This is a genomic window from Novosphingobium sp. MD-1, assembly GCF_001014975.1.
Lineage (GTDB): Bacteria > Pseudomonadota > Alphaproteobacteria > Sphingomonadales > Sphingomonadaceae > Novosphingobium.
Genome location: NZ_BBXA01000003.1, coordinates 35017 through 57810 on the forward strand (window position 1 = coordinate 35017; position 22794 = coordinate 57810).

At 64.0% G+C, this 22794-nt stretch carries 22 protein-coding genes and 2 pseudogenes; 10 read left to right on the forward strand and 14 right to left on the reverse strand.

Annotated elements, in window-relative coordinates:
- Window positions 1–276 precede the first annotated feature (276 nt).
- Window positions 277–528: pseudogene (locus NMD1_RS21310) on the forward strand (IS110 family transposase); the annotation flags it as partial.
- On the opposite strand, the pseudogene NMD1_RS21740 reads toward NMD1_RS21310, so the two are convergent.
- From NMD1_RS21740 to NMD1_RS21135, 8 genes and pseudogenes are all read right to left on the reverse strand, one after another.
- A pseudogene (locus NMD1_RS21740) lies at window positions 489–608 on the reverse strand (IS3 family transposase); the annotation flags it as partial. The pseudogenes NMD1_RS21310 and NMD1_RS21740 overlap by 40 nt on opposite strands.
- A gap of 60 nt (window positions 609–668) precedes the next feature.
- Window positions 669–968: a hypothetical protein gene (locus tag NMD1_RS00550; protein WP_125953170.1), complete on the reverse strand. Its 300-nt coding sequence runs from the start codon at window positions 966–968 to the stop codon at window positions 669–671.
- Window positions 965–1651 carry a hypothetical protein gene (locus NMD1_RS00555; protein ID WP_125953171.1) on the reverse strand — a complete coding sequence of 229 codons (687 nt, stop codon included), beginning with the start codon at window positions 1649–1651 and terminating at the stop codon, window positions 965–967. The genes NMD1_RS00550 and NMD1_RS00555 overlap by 4 nt, the downstream gene beginning before the upstream one ends.
- A gap of 15 nt (window positions 1652–1666) precedes the next feature.
- The gene (gene mobF / locus NMD1_RS00560) at window positions 1667–5134 is read right to left on the reverse strand and encodes a MobF family relaxase (RefSeq protein WP_125953172.1); all 3468 of its coding nucleotides are present in this window, start codon (window positions 5132–5134) and stop codon (window positions 1667–1669) included.
- Entirely contained in the window at window positions 5131–5340 is a 210-nt protein-coding gene (locus tag NMD1_RS00565) for a hypothetical protein (protein ID WP_125953173.1), read from the reverse strand. The genes mobF and NMD1_RS00565 overlap by 4 nt, the downstream gene beginning before the upstream one ends.
- Window positions 5337–7928, reverse strand: a complete 2592-nt coding sequence (locus tag NMD1_RS00570; protein WP_125953174.1) for a type IV secretion system DNA-binding domain-containing protein — start codon at window positions 7926–7928, stop codon at window positions 5337–5339. The genes NMD1_RS00565 and NMD1_RS00570 overlap by 4 nt, the downstream gene beginning before the upstream one ends.
- Complete coding sequence (locus NMD1_RS00575) at window positions 7918–8208, reverse strand: ribbon-helix-helix protein, CopG family (protein WP_125953175.1); 291 nt, start codon at window positions 8206–8208, stop codon at window positions 7918–7920. Before NMD1_RS00575 ends, NMD1_RS00570 begins: the two co-directional genes overlap by 11 nt.
- Window positions 8209–8257: 49 nt before the next feature.
- Window positions 8258–8563 carry a hypothetical protein gene (locus NMD1_RS21135; protein ID WP_125953176.1) on the reverse strand — a complete coding sequence of 102 codons (306 nt, stop codon included), beginning with the start codon at window positions 8561–8563 and terminating at the stop codon, window positions 8258–8260.
- Between the two features lie 796 nt (window positions 8564–9359).
- Between NMD1_RS21135 and NMD1_RS00585 the strand changes: the two genes are divergently transcribed.
- On the forward strand, window positions 9360–9620 hold the full coding sequence (locus NMD1_RS00585; protein ID WP_125953177.1) for a hypothetical protein: 261 nt from the start codon (window positions 9360–9362) through the stop codon (window positions 9618–9620).
- A gap of 200 nt (window positions 9621–9820) precedes the next feature.
- On the opposite strand, the gene NMD1_RS00590 is transcribed toward NMD1_RS00585, so the two are convergent.
- Entirely contained in the window at window positions 9821–10297 is a 477-nt protein-coding gene (locus NMD1_RS00590; protein WP_125953178.1) for a GNAT family N-acetyltransferase, read from the reverse strand.
- Window positions 10298–10466: 169 nt separating this feature from the next.
- Window positions 10467–10718 (reverse strand): WGR domain-containing protein, encoded by a 252-nt coding sequence (locus NMD1_RS00595; RefSeq protein ID WP_233497262.1) that lies wholly within the window; start codon window positions 10716–10718, stop codon window positions 10467–10469.
- Window positions 10719–10967: 249 nt separating this feature from the next.
- On the opposite strand from NMD1_RS00595, the gene NMD1_RS00600 reads away from it, so the two are divergent.
- Both NMD1_RS00600 and NMD1_RS21405 read left to right on the forward strand, forming a co-directional pair.
- Window positions 10968–11618, forward strand: coding sequence for a UPF0149 family protein (locus tag NMD1_RS00600; RefSeq protein ID WP_125953179.1), 651 nt, complete (start codon window positions 10968–10970; stop codon window positions 11616–11618).
- A 5-nt stretch (window positions 11619–11623) separates the two neighbouring features.
- Window positions 11624–12007, forward strand: a complete 384-nt coding sequence (locus tag NMD1_RS21405; RefSeq protein ID WP_233497264.1) for a hypothetical protein — start codon at window positions 11624–11626, stop codon at window positions 12005–12007.
- Between the two features lie 112 nt (window positions 12008–12119).
- On the opposite strand, the gene NMD1_RS00610 is transcribed toward NMD1_RS21405, so the two are convergent.
- Window positions 12120–14336, reverse strand: a complete 2217-nt coding sequence (locus tag NMD1_RS00610) for a YadA-like family protein (protein WP_125953180.1) — start codon at window positions 14334–14336, stop codon at window positions 12120–12122.
- A 60-nt stretch (window positions 14337–14396) separates the two neighbouring features.
- Window positions 14397–14846: a DUF3617 family protein gene (locus NMD1_RS00615; protein WP_158453835.1), complete on the reverse strand. Its 450-nt coding sequence runs from the start codon at window positions 14844–14846 to the stop codon at window positions 14397–14399.
- 134 nt (window positions 14847–14980) lie between these two features.
- Between NMD1_RS00615 and NMD1_RS00620 the strand changes: the two genes are divergently transcribed.
- From NMD1_RS00620 to NMD1_RS00645, 6 genes are all read left to right on the forward strand, one after another.
- Window positions 14981–15622 (forward strand): response regulator transcription factor, encoded by a 642-nt coding sequence (locus NMD1_RS00620; RefSeq protein WP_125953182.1) that lies wholly within the window; start codon window positions 14981–14983, stop codon window positions 15620–15622.
- A 52-nt stretch (window positions 15623–15674) separates the two neighbouring features.
- Window positions 15675–17567 carry an ATP-binding protein gene (locus NMD1_RS00625; protein ID WP_125953183.1) on the forward strand — a complete coding sequence of 631 codons (1893 nt, stop codon included), beginning with the start codon at window positions 15675–15677 and terminating at the stop codon, window positions 17565–17567.
- Between the two features lie 95 nt (window positions 17568–17662).
- A complete protein-coding gene (locus NMD1_RS00630) occupies window positions 17663–17935 on the forward strand; it encodes a type II toxin-antitoxin system Phd/YefM family antitoxin (RefSeq protein ID WP_125953184.1) in 273 nt (90 codons plus the stop codon).
- A gap of 11 nt (window positions 17936–17946) precedes the next feature.
- On the forward strand, window positions 17947–18288 hold the full coding sequence (locus NMD1_RS00635; protein WP_233497263.1) for a type II toxin-antitoxin system RelE/ParE family toxin: 342 nt from the start codon (window positions 17947–17949) through the stop codon (window positions 18286–18288).
- A gap of 123 nt (window positions 18289–18411) precedes the next feature.
- Window positions 18412–19416, forward strand: coding sequence for an IS30 family transposase (locus NMD1_RS00640; RefSeq protein WP_125953186.1), 1005 nt, complete (start codon window positions 18412–18414; stop codon window positions 19414–19416).
- A gap of 382 nt (window positions 19417–19798) precedes the next feature.
- Window positions 19799–21028: a phospholipase D family protein gene (locus tag NMD1_RS00645; protein WP_125953187.1), complete on the forward strand. Its 1230-nt coding sequence runs from the start codon at window positions 19799–19801 to the stop codon at window positions 21026–21028.
- A 198-nt stretch (window positions 21029–21226) separates the two neighbouring features.
- Here the strand turns inward: NMD1_RS00645 and NMD1_RS00650 are convergent, their stop codons facing one another.
- A complete protein-coding gene (locus tag NMD1_RS00650; RefSeq protein WP_125953188.1) occupies window positions 21227–21583 on the reverse strand; it encodes a single-stranded DNA-binding protein in 357 nt (118 codons plus the stop codon).
- A 669-nt stretch (window positions 21584–22252) separates the two neighbouring features.
- A complete protein-coding gene (locus NMD1_RS00655) occupies window positions 22253–22477 on the reverse strand; it encodes a hypothetical protein (RefSeq protein ID WP_125953189.1) in 225 nt (74 codons plus the stop codon).
- Window positions 22478–22794: the final 317 nt, after the last annotated feature.

The following is a 22794-nucleotide window of genomic DNA, read 5'->3' on the forward strand; positions in this document are numbered from 1 at the left end:
GCGTGGGCGATTAATATATCCAATTTGAACACATTATTCGCCCCAGAAAATCACATGGCGCTGTGACAATCACCCGATTTTATCAACATCTCCTTTAGAGCGAAGCTTGGGATTTTGCACTTACATGCATGAGATCTGCGTCTGCCCTTGGCACTAACTAGATGCCGTAATGGGCCGGCTTCTCAAGAGTAGCCATGTAGGTGGCTGTCCCTCAGAATGATGGTGTTGGAAACGGGGTCCGAGTGATCGACCCCAAGCATCATGAGAGGAACAGCCATGGAGCATTATGCCGGAATCGACGTCTCTCTGATAGAGAGCAGCGTATGTGTCGTGGACGCGGCGGGCAAGGTCGTCCGGGAGGTCAAGGTTGCGAGTGAGCCCGAGGCAGTGGTGCGGTATTTCAACGGACTGGAACTGTCGGTTTGCCGGATTGGGCTCGAGGCGGGCCCACTGTCGCAATGGCTGCGTGCGGGGCTTGTTGCCGTTGGCCGCGAAGTTGTCTTGCTTGAGACGCGACACGCATCGGCAACCGTGCCGCCCTGTGCCAACACGATCTCGGCTTCACGCAGCTTCCCGATGATCTCCTCAGGCTTGTGCTTCCTTGCCATTCCATTCCTCCTTCGTGGCCAATTCTAAAATAGAAATTGGGCCACTCAGAAGGTGGCAGATCAGGCGGCAAGGAAGGCGAGCAGGCCATGGAGACCGATCGCGATCGCCCCGCCGGGCAGGCGCCACGCGCGCGCGGTGAGGAGCGCGGCGACCAGACCGCCTTCCGAAGCGGCCACGACGCCGGCGCCGAAGGCGGAGATGCCGGCGCCCATGCGCCAGAAGAAGGTTTCGGCGGGGGTGGAACCCATCTGCGTCAGGAAGCGCGCCACCCGGAGCGCGGCCCCGGCGACCGCGGCGTTCGCCACTAGCGGCGCGCGCAGCACGGTGCGCAACAGGGTAGGGGATGTCGAACCCTTCATGAACCAGACTCCCGGGAGCCAAGCGACAGCGCCTGGTGCTGCCCGGGCGCCAGGCGCAGCAGGCCAGGCAAGCGGCGGATATGCGTCTGCGGGCCGAACAGGCGGCGTGGGCCGTCCCAGGCATGGCCCTCGATCACGCGCACGCGCCATGCCCCGGGCGGGACAGGGACGATCCGGCGATCGCCGGCGCGCAGGAAGATCGAGAGCACATGGGCGCCGCTCTGTGGGGCGAGAAGCTGGACGATCGCCTTTGCTGATCCGGCGCGGATGCCAAGCCGCGCTGTCGCCGCACCGGGGCGCAGCGCCGTCGTCACCGTGACGCTGCCCGAGGGCGGGAAGGTGCGGTATTCGCGATGACTGTCCTGCCACCACCACCATGCGAGGACGGCAAGGGCCAGGGCAAGGAGCAGCAGCACAGGCCCGCGCGCGCTGCTGCCCCGGCCTCGCGCAAAGGCACTGCTACGGCGTCGCGGCATGCGGGGAGGGGCGAGGTCGTCATCCCATGCGTCCGCGTATCCGCGTGGATCGCTGCGCCCCGGCCCGCGGGCGCGGGCATAGCGCACGGTGACGATCTCGACCTCGTCGTCCTCGCTGGCAAGCCGGCGCGGCCGCCGGCGATGCCATGGCCCATTGCCCATGCGATCGCCAGGATCGGGCAGCACTTCCTGTCCGTCATCCGGCATGGTGGCCTCCCACGATCACAGCTCGAGCCCTTTCGATCGATCGCGCTCGGGCTGACTGGTCTCCGCCGCGCTGCGGTCCGCGGACGGCGCGGGCGCGCCCCCGCCACCCGAACCGCCCCCCGGCCCGCTTCCGGGACCGTCATCGGGTCCCTTGCCGCTGGAGACAGAACTAGCCTCCGGCGCAGCGCCTGCGATCATACCGAAGCGATCGGGATCACCCTGCCGCTCGGTCCCGTCGCGCTCCACGCCGGCGCCGGCGGATGCGGTCGCGCTGGCGGTTGCCGGGGAGGGCGCAGCGTCTGCCAGCGCCAGATCGCGGGAATCCCGCGTCTCCGTTCGCGCTTCCGCGGTCAGTGTGCCACCGGCCAGCTGTGCACCGGCGCCGGGAGCGCCGGAGGCCCTGCCGCCCGGCGGCGCGGACCGCGCGGCGCTGTATTCGGCAAGCCGCGCCTCGACGGCCAGCTCGCCGGTCGTCTCCAGCGCGGACATCTTGTCGCCGCGGTTGCGGCCGATCTGCTCCATCAACTTGTCACGGTTGTCGGTGAAGATGCGCACGTCGTCCTGCTGGCGGGTGAGATTGACCAGGAAGGAGCGGGCGTTGGAGAGATTGCGCTCGAACGAGCCCATCACGGCATAGACCACCGAACTGGTAATGCCCTGCGCCATGTGGGTGTTGATCGCATAGGCGAGGTCCATGCGCTTCAGCATGGGATCGCCTTTGGCGAGGGTACGTTCGGCGCCATCGGCAAGCCGCACCACCACGCCATCGGGCCCGACCTTCTCGACCGTGGCGATCGTCGCGTTGAGCAGGCCGCGCCCCTCGCGCTTGTCGCTGTCGGTCCAGCGGATGCGCTCGCCTTCGTGGATGGCGATCTCCTTCTCGACCGCGAGGCGCAAGCCATCGCGCAGTGTGAGCGGATCGATCTTCCCGGGCTCGATACGATGGCGTTCCCCCTGCGCGTCGAGCAGCCCGACACGGCCGTTGTCGAAGACCCGCTCGATCCGGTAGTCCCCGCGCGGCAGGCCGAGGCTGTTGTCGCCGCGCGCCACCTCGAGGAAGTGCGCCGCGCGCCAGAACCGCGCATAGCGCAGTTCCTCGTGGGTCAGGTTGACCTGCTCGCGGACCCGCAGGACCCGTTCCTCGCCCTTGAGCGTGCCTTCCTCCTTGAGGCCATGCTGGATCAGCGCGTTGATCTCGGCCCGTGCCTCGCGCCCCGAGGGCAGCAGCACCGTCGTCGCGCGCTCCTGCGGTGTCAGCGCGAGCCAGGCTTTGGCGGCGTCCGTGACGCGGTCTTCGGTCTCGACGACGCGCTTGCCCAGCACCGCGAAGGCGCCCTTGATATTGCCGGCATCGGCCAGATCGGCGACGAGCCGCATCGGTTCGTTGCGCTGGCGCATGTTGATGTCGACCGCGTTGATCGGTCGGCCCGCCTCGAGCGCGGCGGCCTGCATCAGGGCGAAGGACTTGCCGCCCTCGATCGGGTTCAGCTGCTTGCGGTCGCCGATGACCGCGAGGCGGCCGACCTCCATGCGGTTGGCGATGGCCACGAGGCGGTCCATCTGCTCGTTGGAGATCATCGAGGCCTCGTCGAGGATCAGGTAGGAACCGGCGAGCTCGCCCTTGCGCGCCGCAAAGGCGGCGGGAGAGTGTCCGGGTTCGAGGAAGCGCTCGTTGCGGCTGATGAAGCTGTGCACGGTCATGGCCTCGAGCCCGGTATCGGCCGTGAGGTCGGCGACCATCTTGTTCTGGAAGGCGAGGGCCTTCGCATCGCCCTTTACCTCGGCGGTAAGGAGAACGGGCCTGACACCCTCGGCGCTGGCGATCCGCGCCGCGGCATCGAGCGCTTCGGCCTTGGCCACGGGCTGCAGCATGGTCGACTTGCCCGCGCCCGCGCGGCCCTGGACCAGCACTACGCGATCCTCGCTCGCGACGATCTGCACCGCAGCGGCGAGCTGCTGGTCGTTGAGCGGCCGCTCGCCGGCGAGCGCCTGCAGGCGCTCGGCCGCGACATCGGCCGGCATCAGCGCCCGGCCCTGACCCTCGCCCGCGCGCATACCGGCGAGGATCCGCTTCTCCTGCGCGATCGCCGCGCGCGTGGTCACGAGCGTCACGGCCTTGTCATGGCGGGTGGACTTGCCGAACACGAGTTCGCCGCTGTGCACCAGCTGGTCGATGCGCTTCTCGACCTTGTCGTGGGTGACACCCTTCTGGCCAAGGTCGAGCGCGGTCTTGACGACGTCGCCTATGCTGAACGCCGCCTCGCGTTCGCCGAGGATGCGGATGGCGCTGGCCGTGGCATACTGGGTCCGCGCGGTCGCGGGCAGCATGGTTAGCCGGGCCAGCCCCTTGTCGACGAGCGGGTCCTCGGGACGCTGGAGATGGACGGCGAGCTTTTCCGCCGCCTCGCGGATGGCCGCACTCACCGCCAGGACGCCGCGTTCGATCCCGCGCACCGCGCTCCCGGGGGTGTCCGCACCGTTCCCGTCGAACCCCTGTATCTGGCCCTGTGCCTGGCCCCGGACGTGGGTGCGCGCGCGCGCCGCCTGCACGATGGCATCGCCATTGTAGCCGTAGCTCTTCGCTTCGGCGCGCCAGCGCGCCAGCAGTTCACCGCGATCGCCGGCATCGATCTTGGGATCGCGCGTGCGCTGGGTGATCGCGCGGCGGCCTTCGGGGCTGGTCACACCGAGTTCCTCGGCCCTGGCCCGGATATCGGCGGCGCGCTTGGAGAAGCCGTCGAGCGCGGCGGCGGTAATGCGCTCGCCGTTCGGTCCCAGGACTTCGAACGCGCCATGCTCGCCGGTCACTTCGGTGGCGTAGCCGAGCTGTTCGAGGCGGTCGCGCAGGTTGGCGTTGGTCATCGAGGTGAGCAGGGTGCTCGCCCGATACATCGCCGGATTGTGCCAGGCACGCCAGCCATCGTCACGGATGGCTTCGCCGGTGCGCCCGTCGATGCGGGTGGCCTGGCGGTAGCGGTAGGGCAGCTGGGTGAGATTAGCGATCACGGCATGGACGTGGCTCTGCGGATCGGTGGCGCGGCTCGTGTCGTGCTGGAACAGGGCGTAGACGAGATTGCCGGTGCGCACCGCGACATCCTTGCCGTCGACCTTGATGCGCGCTTCGGCGAGATTGGCCTCGGCCCACTTCATCGTGTCCTTCACCGCCGCGACGTGGGCTTCGAGAATACGCCGGTCGCCCGACACCAGCGCGAGCAGCGAGGCGGACTTGGGCATGGAGAAGGTGAAGTCGCGGCCATGGTCGCGCGTTGCGGGATCGCCGACCTGGCTGCCGTCGGGCAGCTGGCCATCGAGCGTGCGTTCGAACGTCGCGGTATCGACGCGGCCGGTGAGCCCGAGCGCGGCGGCGCCTTCGCCCGCCCATTGCGACGTCGCCTCGCCCTGTTCGGTCGAATAGTAGTTGTCCGAGGCGAAGTAGGTCGCCGCGCCGCCGGCGGAATGGACACGGCCGATCGAGACGGTCATGGCACCGACGCCGTTCCAACTGCGCCGCCCTCATCATGGCGTTCGCGCGCGAGGCGCAGAACGAACTGGACAAGGTCGGCCCAGATCAGATCGTCGGACGCGGGCGCAGGGGTTCCGACCAGCAGCGCCCATTGGCGGGCCAGCGCCGCGCCGATAACGCCGGCGTCATCATGGGTCATGCGGGGAGGGGGAGAGATATCGTTCACAGGCCAAGGTCCTGATCGTCGTCGCGCCCGGCATCGAGGTCGTGCGCGTGATGGGTATGATGGTGGGTGTCACCGTCGCTGCCGAAGTCGAGCGCGGCTTCGCGCCGGGCGAGCTGGCCTGCACTGCTGGAATCGGCACTGTTGGAATCGGCGCCGTTGGGGTCACTGTCGCCACGCTCGCCGTCACGACCCGGCGCGGTGCGCTCCGTGCCCTGTCCCGGCCGATCCTGACCGGCGTCACCGGTGCGCACCGCGCCCTTGTCGCGGACCGGTTCGGGGCGCTGCAATTCTTCGTCGCTGCCCAGCGTGGTACGGCGGGGCGAGGGGGTCTCGGGCATTGGGCGCTGTGCATCCGGTTGGCGCTCCTCGCGCGCGACGGGAGTGTCCGCGCGGGCCGCGCGGGCCTTTCCATCACCGTCCCGCTGGACCGTCCTGTCGCTCTCAACCGGCCGCTCCGGCGGTGCCGGTTGCGCCGCCGCTGCGCGCGCTCGCGCGGGGAAGGGGATCACGTTGTCGGGCCGCTGCGGCTCCTCCGGCGCGCGCCATTCCGCCGCGTCCGGCCCCGGTTCGGCACGCCGGGCCTGGCCCTGGCGCGCCTCGTCGGCGACCCGGTCCTCGCGCCGCTGTTCGTCCTCGGCGAGCTTGGTGTCGGTGCCGTCCCGGCCACCGCCTTCCTCGCCGTCGCCGGCAGGGTCCGCCGGGGGAGGAAGGGTGTGCGATGGCGGGGGCCGCAGGAGGAAGCCTTCGGCCTTCTTCGGGTAATCCACGTAGGGCATCTTGATCAACGCGGCCGGGAAGCCTTCGCGGAAGCGGATGTACCCGGTGAGGTTCTCGAGGTTGGTGATGTCGTCGGGAAAGACCAGCGCCTCTTCCTTGCGCGTCGGGCTGATCGTCGAGGCGTCGCGGGTCTGGTGCGCGCCATAGGAATAGGCCTCGTCCATGGTGCGGACCTGGCGATAGCCGATGAGCTTCGAACACTCCTCGGCGGTGTCGCGATCGCCGGTGCCCAGGATCAGCTTGGTGTAGGCAAGGCTGATCAGCTTGGTCGATCCGTTGTCGCCATAGCGCTCGCGTAGCGAGGCGAGCGAGTGGACCCCGAGCACGAAGGCGCCACCGTAGTTGCGCGCCGACTGCATGCCGTCCTCGATCGCGGGCAGGTGGTGCAGCGCGCCCAGCTCGTCGAAGAAGAACCAGGCGCGGATATGGCTCGAGCGTGGCAGCGCCATCAGGCCATGGATGGCGATGTTCATCCACATCGAGAGCATCGGCCGGTTGAGCGGCATGTCGACGTAGCGCGAGGTCACGAACAGGATCGAGGAGCGCTCGCCCGACTTCGCCGCCCAGTCGCGGATCGAGAACGGATTGCCCTCGTCGGGCAGGAACATGAGGGCCTTGGCATGGGCGTTGAACACGCCGCGCACCGAGTTCGCCATGCGCTCGGCCTTGGGGCTGGTCAGCGGGTCGGCGATGGTGCCCTTGAGCCGCGCGTAGATCTCGTCGAGCGTCGCGGTCATCAGCGCGCGGATGAGGTGTGTGTTGGTGCCCTTGCCCTCGGCCTGGAGCTTCGCGCACATCTCGACGAAGATGGTGCGCGCGGCCTTCTCCCAGAAGCCGCCATCGGCGCCATCGACATCGGGGATCAGCGCTTCGGCGGCGGCGAGGAACTCGCCGTCATGGGCGCAGTCGTGGAACACCGACCAGTGCTCGCAGCGCTCGTCGTTGAGGTTCAGGATGAAGTCGCGGCGCGGATCGTAGAAGCTCTCGACGAAGGCGCCGGTGAGGTCGAAGACGACACACGAGTTGCCGCGCGCGAGGGCCTGGGTGATGAGGTCCCGGAGCGCGGTGGTCTTGCCCGCGCCGGTGGTGCCGAAGGCGATGACATGGTTCTGCTCGCGGTCGAGCGGGAAGGGCACGGTGGCGATCTCGTAGGAGGGCACGAGGCCGCTCTTCTTGCGTTCCTCGAAGGGCAGCGCCCAGGCATCCTCGAGCGTCATGTCCGGGAAGAAGCGCGCGGCGATCGCGCGCAGCTTCTCGTTGTTGTTGGCGAGGATTCGCGCGACCAGCGTGTCGCGGTCGGCGAGTTCCGCGCCGCGTTCGTGGTGCTCCTCGAGCATGTCGCGGCTGCGCCGGATCGCCCAGGGTACGAACGCCCACGCGAAGGCGCCGGCGCCGATCGTAGAGAACAGGAAGCTGCCGGCAAGCGAGCGGATGAGCTTGGCCCATGCGGCTTCGACCTCTGGCACATAGGGGACGTATCCCATGTAGGTCTGGAAGACGCGGCCATCCTCGAAGGTGATGTTGATGGTCTTGAGATCGGAGAGGCCGATGCTGGTCCAGACCCAGGCCATGGCGCGCTGCCCGATCATCAGGAACTCGCCGTTGTCGAGGACGATGGTGAGCCTGGCCCAGAGGAGCAGGGCGAAGAGTGCGGCCCACACCAGGAAGGGCAGGCGCGCACCGCGCCACCACATCGAGAACTGGTGGCCGAGGAGCTGCGAACCGCGGGTGAAGTGACCCGAGTTGCGCCGCGCCTCGCCGTGTCCCGACCAGGGCGCGGGTGCACGCAGGCGTGGCCTGTCAGCGGCCATGGAACTTGCCGAGGCGCTTGTCGACGGCGTCGAGCACCTGCTCGCGCAGATCGGGGAAATCGCGGCGCAGGATCTGGTCCATGACCAGCTGGTTGAACTCGGCCAGCTCGGCGACGCGGTTGGGGTTCGCGCCGCGGCCGGCGTGGAAGGCGAGGTAGTGATCTACGGCAAGGCGAACGATCTCGGAACGCGAAACCCCGAGATTATCCGCGAGCGTTGTCAGCTCGTTATGCACTGTCGCCGGCAGTGAGACCGACTGCCGGAAATACCGATGCTGCATGGCAGCCCCTTTGAGGGGGCTGGCGAGGTCTGCGTAAGGCGTGATCTGCCTACCGCAGGAGGTAACGAAGTGTCAATGCGGTTGAAGGAACCGGAAAATCACTGCACCATATTGCACCACTCGAATTACGATAAACACAAGTAGTTTCAATGTATTGTCGTGGTGCAATTTGCACCACTGGGACTGGTGTAATCTGCACCACCGGTGGTGCAATGTGCACCACACTTAATATACTGATTTTACGCCAGTAATCAGCAAAGATACACGCGCCGGCACGCATACCGTGTGCTTGAACTACAAGGAAAATAACCGATTCGGTTGCTGCCCTTGTAGACCGCATGATGATCTCCGCCATGGGCGGAGATCTTGAAGCGAATGGGCGGTCCTGCCCGTAGCCGGGCAGGAGGCAAAGCCGAATGCCATGGCGAGGGGAAGGGCCGTACCAGTCGGTTCGACGCCATCGGTGTGGCGTCCGATGGCTCCGGTGGCCGCAGGCCGCCGGACAGACGCGCCCTGATGGGTCGTGCCGTGCGTAACCAGAGGCCGGGGAAGGGGTGTGATGGGGACGCCAGTGTGCGCCGGATTGTCCATCAGGGCGCATGGGAAAACGTCGAGTCGTTGATCGCTTTGCGAGAGGAACGGGGCCGCTTTGCGCCCCCGCCGGCGTAGCCGTGGCGGGGTGTGCAAAGGACCCCCGTGGAGCGGATGGCGAAGCACGGGAAGGGGACCTCAAGGTTCCGTTCCCGTGAATGGACAGGCCGGTCATGACGGGGCGCGACAGCGTCCCCGTCATGGTCGTCCATTGGCGCAACGGGCCATCCACCTGCGATCGGATTACGCTGGTCCGTTGTTGGACCTGCAAAGGCTTCGAGCGTGGTAACGCTCCTGTCGTTTTCCGGGGCGAAGTTCACGGAAAGCGACCACAAAGCGCCATGAGTTACCCATAGGGCGCAGCGCGAATTCGAACACGCCGGCGCAGGCCTATGGGTAACCCATGTCCGCATGAAGAGGGCCGCAGGCCCCTCCCTCCTTTGGTGCAAACGGGGGGCTTGAAGCCGGACTGCGCGTCGTGGAAATCCGTGCCCGGTCCGGTGTCGGATTCAGGCGGGATGGATCGCAGCGAGCCGGACCCAATGGAGACAGGAAACAACATGACCAGAACACGAAAGGCCGGCGGCGATCTCGACGCGATCGCGAGCGAGCGGGCGAAGCTGCAGCAGCGCATGGCCGAGCTCGATGCGGCCGAAAAGGCAGCGCGCGAAGCACAGCGCGATGCCGGGCGAGGGGTGTTCCTTGCCGCGCTTGAAAAGGTCAAGATCGGGGCGATGGATCGTGCCCAAGCGAGGGGCCTTGCAGCGGCGATCGCGAAGCACGATGCCGCCGCACTTCTGCGCCGTATCGGGGACGCATAGGGAGCGGGACGGCACGGTTTTCCATGCTCGTTCCGCGCTGGGGCACAAATAGCCATTACCAGCCCCTGAACTGCCCCTGGGAGTGCGGGAATGCCACGAGGTGATGCGCAGGTGTGCGGGCTTGGCCGGTAACGGCCGGCCCGCCGGGAAGGCTGGCGGTTCGCCGGATCGCGCGAGCCCTCGACCGCGACATTTCAGGCTCAAACCAAAGATGGGATGCCCTGTAGATCTTTGACCATATGCACGGCGACCGTGCCCTGGTCATGGTATGTCTCCGTATCGAAAACGAAGCCCAAGCGCTCATAGAGCGCGATGTTCGAGGTCATCAGCTTGTTCGTGTAAAGGCGCAGGCCCTTTGCCCCGCTGCGTCGGGCCAGGTGTTCTGCATGACGCATCAACAGGACCCCGTAGCCTTGCCCTTGCTGCTCCGGCGCGACGGCCACGTTGACGATCAAAAGTTCGTCGTCCTGGGCAACGGTTTCGATAAGCCCGATCAGCGTGTCTTGATCGATCAACACGTCGAAACGGTGTGCCGCAAAGGCCTGGTCGTAGTCGGCGGTCATGGGACGGGGAGGCCGCGGCGTGACCGCTAGCCACTTGGTGTAAGCGCGGATGGTCAGTGCGCGAATGTCGGGAATATCGGCAGCTACAGCACGCCGCAGGATCGGCTCAGCCACGACGCGCCGTTGGGCCGTTTCGCGAGGTGATTGGCCGGGTTTGACGTGCCTTCATGCGTCCCTCGGACATGACGGGATTGCTGCCTTTGCCTATTCGCACGCGCCCGCCTGCGCAAGCCTGTCGGGCAGGACGCAGACGGGCATGCCCTGCTCAGGCGCACTTGTCCCTTCAGAGAGACCGGTAGGGCACACCGATCCGCTTTCTGGCACTCGCGCGCCGGGTCAGCAGCTTGCGCGCGAACCGTTCGGCCTGGTCGATGTCCGTGAAGGAGGCACGCCGGCATTGCCCCGTGCTGCCGATCCGCCCCCAGCTGTAATCGACGGTAATCACGCCGAAGAAATCGCGCTGCAGCAGGATGGTGTAGCGCCGCGCGATATTGCGTGCCGGATCGCTGGCCTGAAGGCAGATGGGATATCCCACGGGAATGATCCTGGCGTCCGGCATGGCGGCAGATTTCACGGACATTGCCGTCACGTCCAACGGGTATTCTGAATCACTCGCCGCGCATTGATTCAGGCGCTCGATCGACTTGGGGCGTCGTCATTACGGCACGTCCCGCGCTCGCCAACGGGTGCATCGGAGCGCCTGCTGATCAGCGATTGTCTCTGGCCCAACGAAGCCGGGCTGCTGTAGACGTAGCGGGATCGTGAGCACCTTCAGGACATCGCAATGGCGAAAACGGCAACCAGACTGCCCGGCGGAAGGGTCATCCGCGCCCTGCTGGCCAAATACGCATGTCCGCTCGGCTACCATGAGGTGCGAACCCGGTTGCTGGGGGCTATCGCCAGTCCCGATCCGGACATGAAACCCATGACCGTGATTGCCGGCCTGTGGGGCGGCGAATTGCCGCCGTTCAACAGCGTCGACGACGCCAATGAACTCCTCGGCGCCCTGGTGATGGGGCTCTGGAATGAACTGGCGTCGCATCAGGACCCCAAGGTGCCGTTCAAGGCCGTGCCGGTACCGATGGAACCGACGGCTGCTAACCTTGGCCATCTCGGGTTGGTGCGCGGTCAGGAGGCCGAAGGGTTTGTCGAAGGACTGTTCAACGGAGCCGATGAGGCAGGCCTTCCCGAGCGTGCGCACGAAGCGGTGACGCATCTGGGCGATATCAGGTCCATGATGCTCGGCGTTGCCGACCTTGTCGAGCGAACGGCAGGCGAGCCCGAGGACCGCGCCCAGATCAAGGAAACGATCAAGCATTTGCGCGCCATGACCGAGATCATGGAAACCGAAATCCATGCCGCAGTTCTGTCCTGCGTCCGCGCGCGAACGCAGGGGCTCCCCGGTCTTACCTCGCCATGGTCCACCGGACATTGACGGCCGTGCCGGAAATGGATGCCGAGCAACGGCTACGCGACAAGCTGCGCAAGATCGAGGCGCTGTTTGCCGGTGCCGCGACCGCAGGCGAAAAGGCGGCCGCGGCCGCGGGCGCTGCCGCTGAGCGCTTACGGCGCCAGTTCGCCGAAACCGGGACACGAGAACCGGCCGAAGAGTTCAAGTTCTCCATTCCCGACCCATGGGCACGCCAGCTCTTTACCGCCTTGTGCCGCCGTTATGGATTGGGGCCTTTCCGCTATAGAGGAAGGTTGGGCACCTCCCCCGTCGCGGTCCTGGACATCGGCGGTGTTCCCTCGCCGCTGTCGCCCTGCGGTTCCGCTTCGCTCCATATGCGGCCAACACTGGCGAGGGAGGAGTCAATCCACTAACAATCCGAACGGACTGGCCGGTCACGCTTTACTGGACCATCGGCGCTCCCAAGTGGGCGGGGCAGAAACATTCTGCCCACACCCCACATGAGTTGAGCCGCGTATCGGTTCGTTACCAGCCAAAAGTTATCCCGGCGCGCCCCCCCGTCGAGCCGCCGACGGTTGAACCGGCCACGCCGCCGCTTACCCAGATGCGTGGGCTGACCCGGGCAACCACCGTTCCGGAGAACCCCTGTTCGCCGCGATAAGTGGCAAGGTTGAAGGACACGGCGACTGATTGTCCCTCGGGCAGGAAGGCGTTGCCCATCGCCATCGCCGCCGCGATGCCGCCATTGGCCTGTCGGGCCTGTTGCTCCAGAATATTCGTTCGCGCTTCGATCTGCCCAACGCGACCCGTCAGAGTGCCAACCTGACCGGACAGGGTGCTAACCTGGCCCGTGAGATTTGCCGTTTGCGCGGAAAGCGTTGCAAACTGTCCTTGCAGATTCACGATGTCCGATGGCCCGACAGACGAACGATCGACACGCCCCTGACTATCGACGGTCATAAAAGCAGGCGGCTGTGCTGTGCCCTCTCCGCTGCTTGCCAGTCCGGCAAACGTGTATGAGGCGGACGAGTTGCCGATTGCCACCTCATTGTAACGCTGGGCCTGCGCACCATTTCCAATGGCGACGCTGCCTGCCGGGCCGGCGTCGGCATTATTGCCGATGGCAATCGAAGAAACCCCGGCATTGGCCTGATTGCCGACTGCTACGCCACCGTCACCGCGCGCGGTGGAGGCATTTCCCAGCGCCACAGCACCATCCCCGGTCGCGGTATTATCTGCTCCCATCGCGACAGCGCCCGTGCCAACCGCCGTGTTGGGGTCGCCGATGGCAACCGCGCCATTGCCAGACGCAATGTTTCCCGCGCCGATGGAAACCGCTTTCCCGTCGGTTGCCTGCGCCCCGTTGCCAATGGCCACGGCGCTGGCACTATCGGCAACAGAACCGGAGCCGATGGCAACCGCATCCCGCCCGGTTGCGCGTGGCAGAACCGATCCTTCCCCCGAGTTGATCTCTATATAGTCGGTGCGGGCCACCGCATTGTCGATCTGCTGCTGTGCCGAAATGGCGGTGCTGTACAGAACGGCGCTCAACGCGTTGAACTGGCCCATATTCACAGCATCGGTATTGTTGATCCCTGCGGCAACACTGGTCAGGCGCCGTTCGTTGCCGATGGTGCCAAAAGCGACCGTATCGGCCTCGTTGGCGACCGAGTCCGCGCCGATGGCGACCGAGTTTGGCGCGGTCACCAGCGCGCCATGGCCGAGTGCCGTGCCGCGATTGGCCTCGACCGTCGCGCCTGTGCCAACGGCCGTGGCGTAGCTGACGATGGGGAGGGTATTGTTGACAGCATCATAACGCCCGGAGGCGGAGGCATAGTTGCCAAGGGCAAGGTTGTTGTCGCCATTGGACACCGCCTGCTGACCGATAACGACGCTGCCCGCCGATCCTACCTCGGGCACCCGTTGAGGGATGGCGCCGAAACCGTCGCCCTTGTTGACCGTCGCGGAGCGGCCGATAGCGATGGACCCCGCTTGCTCGGTGACGCTGCCCGCACCGATCGCGACACTGTTATCCGCGACGAAGAGGCTGTTGAGGCCCGTGGCGTTGACGGAATTGTCGCCATTGCTCTTGATCAAGGCAGTGCCGATCCCATTGACCGTCACCCCGCTGCCGATGGCAAGGCCGGAATTGGCGGTGACGGTGGCGCCCTGGCCCAGGGCGATGGCATTGTCTGCGGTGATCGTCGTGAATGCGCCGATGGCCGTGCTGTTGGAGACCGGTGTGAAATTATTGGGCATCCCAATCAGCGAGGCGCTGCCCAGCGCGACATTGTTATCGCCCTGCGATCGTGAAGCATAGCCGATGGCAATGCCGCCAAGCGGTATGGACGCAGTGGGACGGGTTGTAATAAACCTCAGACCCGAAGCCGCGCTGGTGCCAATGGCGATGCCGCCTATGCCCGTGTTGACTGGCTGTAACCCGTTGAAAGATCCAACAACTGCGCCAGCACCGAGCGATACACCGGATGGCAAGCCAACCGATGCGGCGGCACCAACCGCTGTTCCGGAGTCGCCATCCGCAGTCACATCGGCACTGGCACCGACAGCCGTCGCGACATCGGCGCCGGCATGGGACCCGGTGCCGCATTCGGTTCGATATGGTCCAAGCGCGTCATTGCACTCCGGCGTGGCGTCGGCATGCGCTGCGGTTGCGGAGCACAGGGCCAGCACGGCGACAAGCGAGGAACGGCTGACGCCGCGCAAAAGGGTGTTGGTCATCATGTCTTGATCCTTGTGAGATTGGGATTTTTGGTTGATTGCGCCCGGGAATGGTCCCGCCGGTCAGCAGTCGCCGATGCGTACCGATTCCGTCGTCATCGCTCGCAGGCCGCCGCCGCTCATGGTCGTTGTCGAACTGTCCCCGCGATACTCGGTCGACATGGACAGAGTGGTCCCGCCGCATGACTGGACCCAGGCAATGGTCGGGCCATGGATGGTGACCGATCGAATTGTGCAATCATCCTTGGCCGCTTGTGCAGCCAGGGCCTCGCGGATCTGGGTGTCCGTGCCATTGGCTGACACGGCCTCTTGCGGCGATACGCAACGGCTTTGCGCCGGTCCGGCGCTGTTGGCGAGCGTTCCGGTCTGTTGCCACAAGCCGGGGTTCAGCCGCTGTGTCGTAGTGCTGCCATTGGCCGACGCCTGGCTTTGCCCCGCCTTTGGCTCGGGCGCGGAACCGCATGCCGTGGTCAGCAGCAGGCAGGTTGCGGCACAAAGGGATCGTGATGCCATGTCGGACTCCGTGATTGGGATTGGCATCACCCCGGATAGTGCGCGAACCGGGTGGCGTATCTACCCGGAACTGGGTAGCCCTGTTTGCCGCCCGCTGGCCTATGGCTGGCCGATTAGTCATGACGGGGCTTGGAATGATCCGGATCGTTGTTGTCGAGGATGATCCCGTGACCCTGGGGCGTATCGAACGATACCTCGCCCGGCCGGACGACATGGAAGTCGTCGCCACCGCCGCCAATGTTGCGCAGGGCCTGCCGCTGGTCGCGGCGGGGGGTTATGATGTGCTGCTGTGCGACCTTGGTCTGCCCGACGGCAGCGGAATCGACCTGATCCGCGCCAGCAGCAGCACGCACCCGGACGCCGATATCATCGTAATCACCATCTTCGCCGAACAGTCGAAAGTGCTGAGCAGTATCAAGGCGGGCGCGCGCGGCTATCTGCTGAAGGACGAAAATCTCGACGGCTGCGCAGACCGTATCCGCGAAGTACGTGGCGGTGGTTCACCGATCAGTCCCATCATCGCCAGACAGCTTCTGAGACAGCTCGCTCCGACCGCCGCAATAGATGAACCTGACATAGCCCTGACACCGCGCGAAACCGAAGTGCTGAACCTGCTTGCCAGGGGGTTCTCCTACGGAGAAATCGCGGATATCCTGCACTTGTCAGCACAGACTATCGGCACGCATGTAAAGAACCTGTACCGCAAGCTCGAAGTGCGGTCGCGCGCGGAGGCCGTGTTCGAAGCCAGTTCGCGCGGTATCATTTCGTTGCAATAGGTTTGCCATCGTCAACGTCTCCGCCTTGTTGAGCTGTCTTCGGACGGTCGTGTTGCTGGCCTTGCTGATGGCGGCCTGGGCATTGCCGGGCAGCGAGGGCCTTGCTGCGAGCACATCCTCGCCAGAACCACAGGTTGTGACGCCCGTCCGTGTCGCTGACTATGTCTATTCCGATGCCGAAATGCCGCCTCAACGCGGGTGGCGGCAGGCTGCGGTGCCGTTGATCGACCTCTACGACACTCCGCGTGCAGCGGCTCCCCGCGTGATGTGGGTACGCTTCCGTTTTGACGCGGGGCGATCGGCAGGTGCGGGTCAGGCGACCGCCACGATGGCGTGGACCGCTGCCTACATGAGCGAGCGCTTCCGCTTTTTCCTCAACGGTCGGGAGATTTACCGCAACTATTCAGACCCGGCAGAGCTGCCGATGTCGACATTCAAGCCGCAGATTGTTGCCCTACCCGCCGCCAGCTTGCGGCCTGGCATGAACGATGTCGCCATCCGGCTCGAATCCGACAAATTGTACACGCTTGGCGTCAGCCGTATGGAGATCGGCCCAGGAGCGGCGATCCGTGACATCTATGACTGGCGTTACGTCACCCAGTTCCAGGGTGTGCTGGTCTCCAACTCGATGCTTGGCGTTCTGGCGTTGTTTGCCACTTTATTATGGTTGCGCCGACGGCAGGACATGACATTGGGTTGGCTGGCTTTGCTGGGTAGCCTGTGGTTTGTCCGCAATCTGCGTTATTACTATGAAACGCCGCCGATCCCGATCGACCTTTACTGGCACATACAGATCAACCTCATCTTCGCCATGATGGCGGTGTTCTACTGCTTTGCCGCTCGCTTCCTGGAAATCCGCAATCGTCGGTTGTGGACGATGGTATCGCTCGGCATTGGCGCGACCGCCATCATCAGCCAGTTGGTGCTGACCAGTCTCGGCATCAGCGATGTTGTCAGCCACCTGCTGGTCGTCCCGCTGTCGCTTGCCATTCTGGTCGTTTTCGGACGTGCCACGCTGATCAGCCCCAAGCCCGAAAACGTTGCCATGTTCGTTGCCTCCACGATGGGCGTGGCTTCGGCTCTTCATGATTTTGGTATGGGGATGAAAGTATGGACCGGCGCACATTTCGCGCTTTTGCCATATGCTGGCGTAGTCATCTTCCTGGTTTTTGCGTTTGCGCTTGGACGTCGGTTGATCGACGCGCTGGGCACGGTCGAGAATCTTAATGCCATTCTTGAAGATCGCGTGGCCGAAGCAACCAGCGAACTTGAGCGCTCGCAAAAGCAAATCCGAGAGCTGGAAATCGCAGTCGCGCTGGAGCGCGAGCGCGAGCGGATCATGCGTGAGATGCACGACAGTGTTGGCTCAAATCTGATCTCAGCGCTGGCGATTGCCGAACATGGCGTCGCATCGGACAACACGGTTGCGACCCTCAGGCGCTCTTTGACGGATCTGCGCATTGCGGTCGATTCGCTTGAGCAAGTCGATGGCGACATAACCCCGCTGGTAGCCAGCTTTCGCCATCGGATGGAGCCCGAGCTGGCCGCGGCCGGTTGGCGATTTGAATGGCGGGTTGAGGACGTGCCGCCTTTGTCCTGGCTGGATTCGGCGAACGCGTTGCATGTCTTGCGGATCTTGCAAGAGGCACTCAGCAATTCCCTCCGTCATTCGGGAGGAAGTATTGTCAAGCTTGCATTGCAATCCGACGCGCGTGCCGGAACTCCGGGTATCGCGATACTGATTGCAGATAATGGTCATGGCCTGCCCAACCCGAGGCAGGCAGAAGCGCCATCACATCGTGGCAAAGGGCAAAGCAACATGCAGGCCAGAGCTCACGCGCTCGGTGCGCAGTTGTCCATTGCCAACGGGAAGCATGGCGGAACCACAGTGTCGCTGTGGCTTCCGCTCCATCGCGGGGATTCAGGACCTGCTTCGATTGGCTAATGCCGGCCTACGCATCGGCCCGTTTGCCTCATCAATTTGCCTGTTGGGGATGATCATGGTACTAAATTCAGACTGAATTTAGTGTGGAGTTTGCCATGGGCCTCGAAACGCGTGTCAAGCCGATCAGCTATCTCAAAGCGCACAGCGCCGAGGTCATTCGGGAGCTCGCCGAGGGAGCTGCGCCCCTGGTGATAACGCAGAATGGCGAGGCCAAGGTGGTGATTCAGGACGTCACCAGCTATGCCGAGACGCAGGAGTTGCTGGCGTTGCTCAAGCTGCTCGCTATGGCACGCGATGACATGTCCACAGGCCGCGTGCAGCCGCTTGAGGGTCTCAAGGACCGGATACGTGCGCGTGCTACGCGCTGATGCCCGCAAGGATGCGCCTTCAGCTTGCGGCCGAAGCTGAAGGCGACTTGCAAGCGATCTACAATCGTCGGCTGAAACAGCGCGGCGCGGATGGTCCGGACGGAGCCGATGCGCTCCTTGACACGCTCTACGCCGCCATTGAAACGCTGTCCGAGTATCCATTCCGCGGCCCAAATCCGCCAGAGCTCGATGCCTTGGGCAGTGCGGAATGGCGGCAAATTTCGCTGTGGCCCTATCGGGTCATTTACACGGTCGAAGGCGATGTCGTGACGATCGCGGTGGTGGCGGACAGCCGGCGCGATTTTGCCAGCCTGCTGGAAAGGCGCCTGCTTCAGCGTGCGCCGCGCAGTTGAAGCATATTGAGTTTACATAATTACTATTCTCAATCTGGAACATCCCAAGAGGGTGGATTCAAACTGGAAGCGCGAATTTCGAGGATTTCCGGGCATTGTGTGCCCCACTCGAAAGGACGCGAAATGCCACGATCGTATCATCACCTTGCCCTTGCAGAGCGCGAAAAGATCATGCGCATGCGTGACGCGAAAGTTCCTGTATCGCGTATGGCGGTCGAGCTTGGCCGGCATCGCGCGACGATTTACCGTGAGCTGCGCCGCAATTATTTCTACGACGACGATGCATATTTCCGAGGCTATTTTGGACGTGTAGCGCATAGCAAGGCGGCGGCTCGCCGTGTGCGTGGAGGCAAGGTGGCTCGCAATCCCAGCCTCGCAACGCGCATCGCCCAGGACCTCGCGCGATGCTGGTCCCCCGAACAAATTTCCGGCCGTTTACGCCTTGAACAGGCCAATCCGATCGCGGTGTCTCACGAGACGATCTACCAGTATGTCTATGGCTCCGAAGGCCGCCGGCTCGGCTTATGGAGCCAGTTGCCTCGTCAGCGTAAATCGCGCCGTCGCCGTTATGCGCGCAAGCCTCGTGGCCTCAACATTCCGCTCGTCAACACGATTGCCGAACGGCCCAAGGCCATCTCCGACCGCGCACAATTTGGCCATTGGGAGGGTGATCTCATTGCTTTCAAGCAGGAATTTGGGAAATCCAACCTGACCTCGCTGGTGGAACGGCGCAGCCGGTTCGTCGTGCTGGCGCGTAACCCAAGCAAGCATTCCAGCGGGGTCATGCAGGGGATTGAGCGCCACCTTCACCCCCTTCCCCAAGCCCTGCGGCAGAGCATCACCTTCGACCGCGGGACGGAGTTCGCAGCCTTTGCCACCCTGCATACCAACCTCGGTATGACGAGTTACTTCTGCAAGCCGTCAGCACCCTGGCAAAAGGGCAGTGTCGAAAACAGCAACGGTCGTATCCGCCGGTATCTGCCCCTCGATACCGACATCAGCAAGCTATCGGAGAATGAGCTGGCAGCCCTTACCCACAGGCTGAACAGCACGCCCAGAAAGTGCCTGGGTTTCCGAACACCGGCTGAAGTCTTCGACGAGCAGATTGCCACCACGCGGGTGGTCTGAATTTTGCCGCCGGGGGTGGGGCTCGCCCCACCCCCGGCAAAGTGCTACCCACTCAACGGGAATTCGCGCTTCAAATGGAATTCGCAAGAACACAGGCCCGACCCTCTCGGCGCCGAGCATCGCCCTGCCAGATAGCGCCTGTGTGTGCCCGGTGTAGCTAAATGGAGGTCGCAATCGACCAACTATCGCCGTTAACTCGCAGCGCTGGGAAGGTGCGGTTACGCGAAATACCGGTCACGTGTGGCGCCTCGCCTCTGATCGCTGGCGCCTTGGTTGAAAGGCTCGCCAGTGACAGGGAGATGACGAACCATAGCTATTGCCACCGCCTTCTTTCGTTTGTGCGCTAAGACGTTACATATCCCCCTGAAATCATGGGGGCATCATGGCAAACGCGCAATCAATCCAACTTCTGCTCAATGACGACTGCACGGATCACCGGACGGAGATTGGCGCGCTGTTCAAGAACGCACGGCGTTTCGAGTGCATGGTCGCGTTCGCAAAAATGTCGGGCTGGAAGGAAATGAAGGCATCGCTGGAAAAGGCGTTGTCCAAAGGCATGACAGCGCGGCTCGCGGTTGGCCTGGATTTTTATCACACTGATCCCGCGTTGCTTCGATCCCTCTTCCGGTTGAGCAAGAAGCACGATCTGGAATTATACCTCAGCAATTCCGAGAGTACGTTTCATCCCAAGATTTATGCATTCGAGTACGACGATGAATGCAAGGTCGTCGTGGGATCGGCGAACTTCACACAAGGCGGACTGCTTCAAAATTATGAAGCGTCGGTTCTCATCGACGATGAGAGCGGCACGATGATGGAAAAGATCACAGAGCATTTCGATGACTTGACCGACAATGATGAGATTGTGCTGGCGACGAAGCCGCTGATTGACGATTATGCAAAAGATCATGCGATCAACGCTGCATGGGCCCGTTTTGCAAGGCGTCGCGCCACGCGCGCTGTTGATTCCGGCGAAGCGTCACTCGATGTCCTAGCCGGTTTCCTGCGAATGATGAAGGAAGGTGGCGCATCATCGCCGTTCAATGCTCAGATGGAAGTCAGACGGAACAATCTTGCGGTTGCGCCGACACAGCTTCGTTCCATCGCGGCGTGGAAGGGGAAAACAGCGCGTGGCTTCCTGACCGAATATGAGCATCTGATCGGGTCATTCCATTCGGGCGGCCTCGACCGCGCAAAGACGCGCATTACTGACAAGCGAGAGGATTTTGTCCGCGCGGTGGCGTCAATCATCGATCACGCTGATTTGTCGCCGCGTGATGCGTTCGCCACTCTCCACGCGGCGTTTGCGAACATCAAAGGTGCTGGGATCAATCTCCTTACCGAGATTTTGCACACGCTGGACAACACACGTTTCGCGGTAATGAATCAGAATTCGGTCGCGGGCCTGCGTCTCGCTGGCTACGATGGATTTCCGCTTCACCCATCGAAGGGAAGCCTGAGCCCCGACATCTATCAGCTTTATTGCGATCACGCGGACGCTGTGCGCAAGGCGCTCGGGCTTCGCGATTTCACCGAACTCGATGCACTATTTAACTACGTTTATTGGCATGAGGATCGGCCCGATGACGATGAAGGCGATGACCAGGACTGATCGGCTGCCGTTCTCCCCTGGCATAATTGGACGCCTCCGGTAGCGGCGGCGAATGGCAGTTTTGTCCCACGACTGCGCGTTCGCGCATTTAGAAATCCGCCGCAGGCACCGGAACACCATAGCCCTCTACGTCCGCGTTCCGCAGGCCGAGCGTCCGGACGGGACCAGGGCGGATCGCTCCGCCCCTCCCCTGCGCCCTTAGAAGGGGATGTCGTCGTCCTCGATCGGCTCCTGCTGTTCGTTGGCCTGCCCCTTGCGGAGGAGGACGCCCATGCGATCGGCGATGATGTCGGTGCCGTAGTGGGTTTCGCCGTCGCGTTCGAAGCGGCTCTGGCGGATGCGCCCGGTGATGTGGACGAGGTCTCCTGTCGAGAGCCGGTCGGCGCGTTCCTTGGTGCGGCCGAAGAGCGTGATCCGGTTCCAGTGGGTATCGTCCTTCCAGGCATCGCCCTCCTTGCGGGCGTAGTTCGAAGCGACATCGATGTAGGTGACCTTTTCCATCGCCGTGATCTTGCCGATGCGGCCGATGATACGAAATTCCGCGATGTTCTGCATGGTGCTTGCTCCTGTGGTGGTGTCGTTGCTGACGCACATCGAGGGGGCGGCCGGCCGACGCGGACAAGCGGAAAAGCGGAGGGTCCACGCCGTGGAAACCGCAGGCCCCGCCGGGGCCGGTTTTCCGCTTGAGGCCCGCAGGGCCGCTCCGCATTAGTCGGCCGCGCCGCCCACGTGCGTCAGACAGCAACGCGACCGCCACAGGCGCGAGGGACGCCAGAGGATCGCGTGCATCCCATCAGCTCTGAATCCAAGGCAGTGCCGCCTGGGTGGTCCGTCACCGATTGGTATCTGGTAGCTACCAGCGAGGGTATCCGTTGGACGGTGCGCCGAAGCCGGGCCGCGTCCTCTCGGGAGCAGGAGACTGTGGCGACTGGCACGCCGGCATCGATGTCATTCCGGGCGTGCCCGTCCTTCGGGCCAGAGGACCGTCGCGATACACGGCAGGCGTAGCAACGCTTGCGCTGCCTTCACCGCCGGGAACGTAGCTGAGCAAGAGGCCAGTGCAGTCTCGTAGCTGCGCGACCGCGATAGCATCGTCCTCAGCCGGACATCGCGCGCACGGGTCCTGGGACGGACGACGTGGCCCATGTGGGCCACTGGACGTCCGTCCCATCCAGAACGCAAACGATAAGGGCCGGGGCGCAAGGCCCCGGCGCGCGTGATGAATTAGTGCGCCAGTTCGAGGCGGCGCTCGATCCGGTCGAGTCGTTGCTGGACCGACGCGATCGCCCCGTCTCGCGACACCTCGCTTTGCATGAAGGCAGCCATATGGGCCTTCACGCCGCGAATATCGGCCTTGGCATCGATCAGCTCATCACGAAGGCCGGCGATATCCGTGCGGATCGCCTTGAGGGTTTCGAGCAGCAGTTCGTTGGTCACGTTATCGGCCATAAATGTCTCCATATCATGAGATGGTTCACAAGGCGAGAATTGCCAGCGCCTTGCGCCGCCGCGACGGCATGGCCCATGCGGAGGCGGATCGCGGCCGCGGTCAGGGACGGCGCAGCCGCCGCGTGAGCGGGCAGCGGAGGAACCGATTTGCGCCAGCAAATGGGAGGTGCCGCTGATCCTTGAGGGCGGCCGCGATCCGCCTCCATGCTGGGAAGACCAGCAGCAGCCCCCTTCCCCGCCTGCACGGTACGCCGAGGCGCGGGCGTGGCCGGCGCAGGCCGGCCCGCCAGCGAGGCGGCGGCTCACCGGATGGCGGG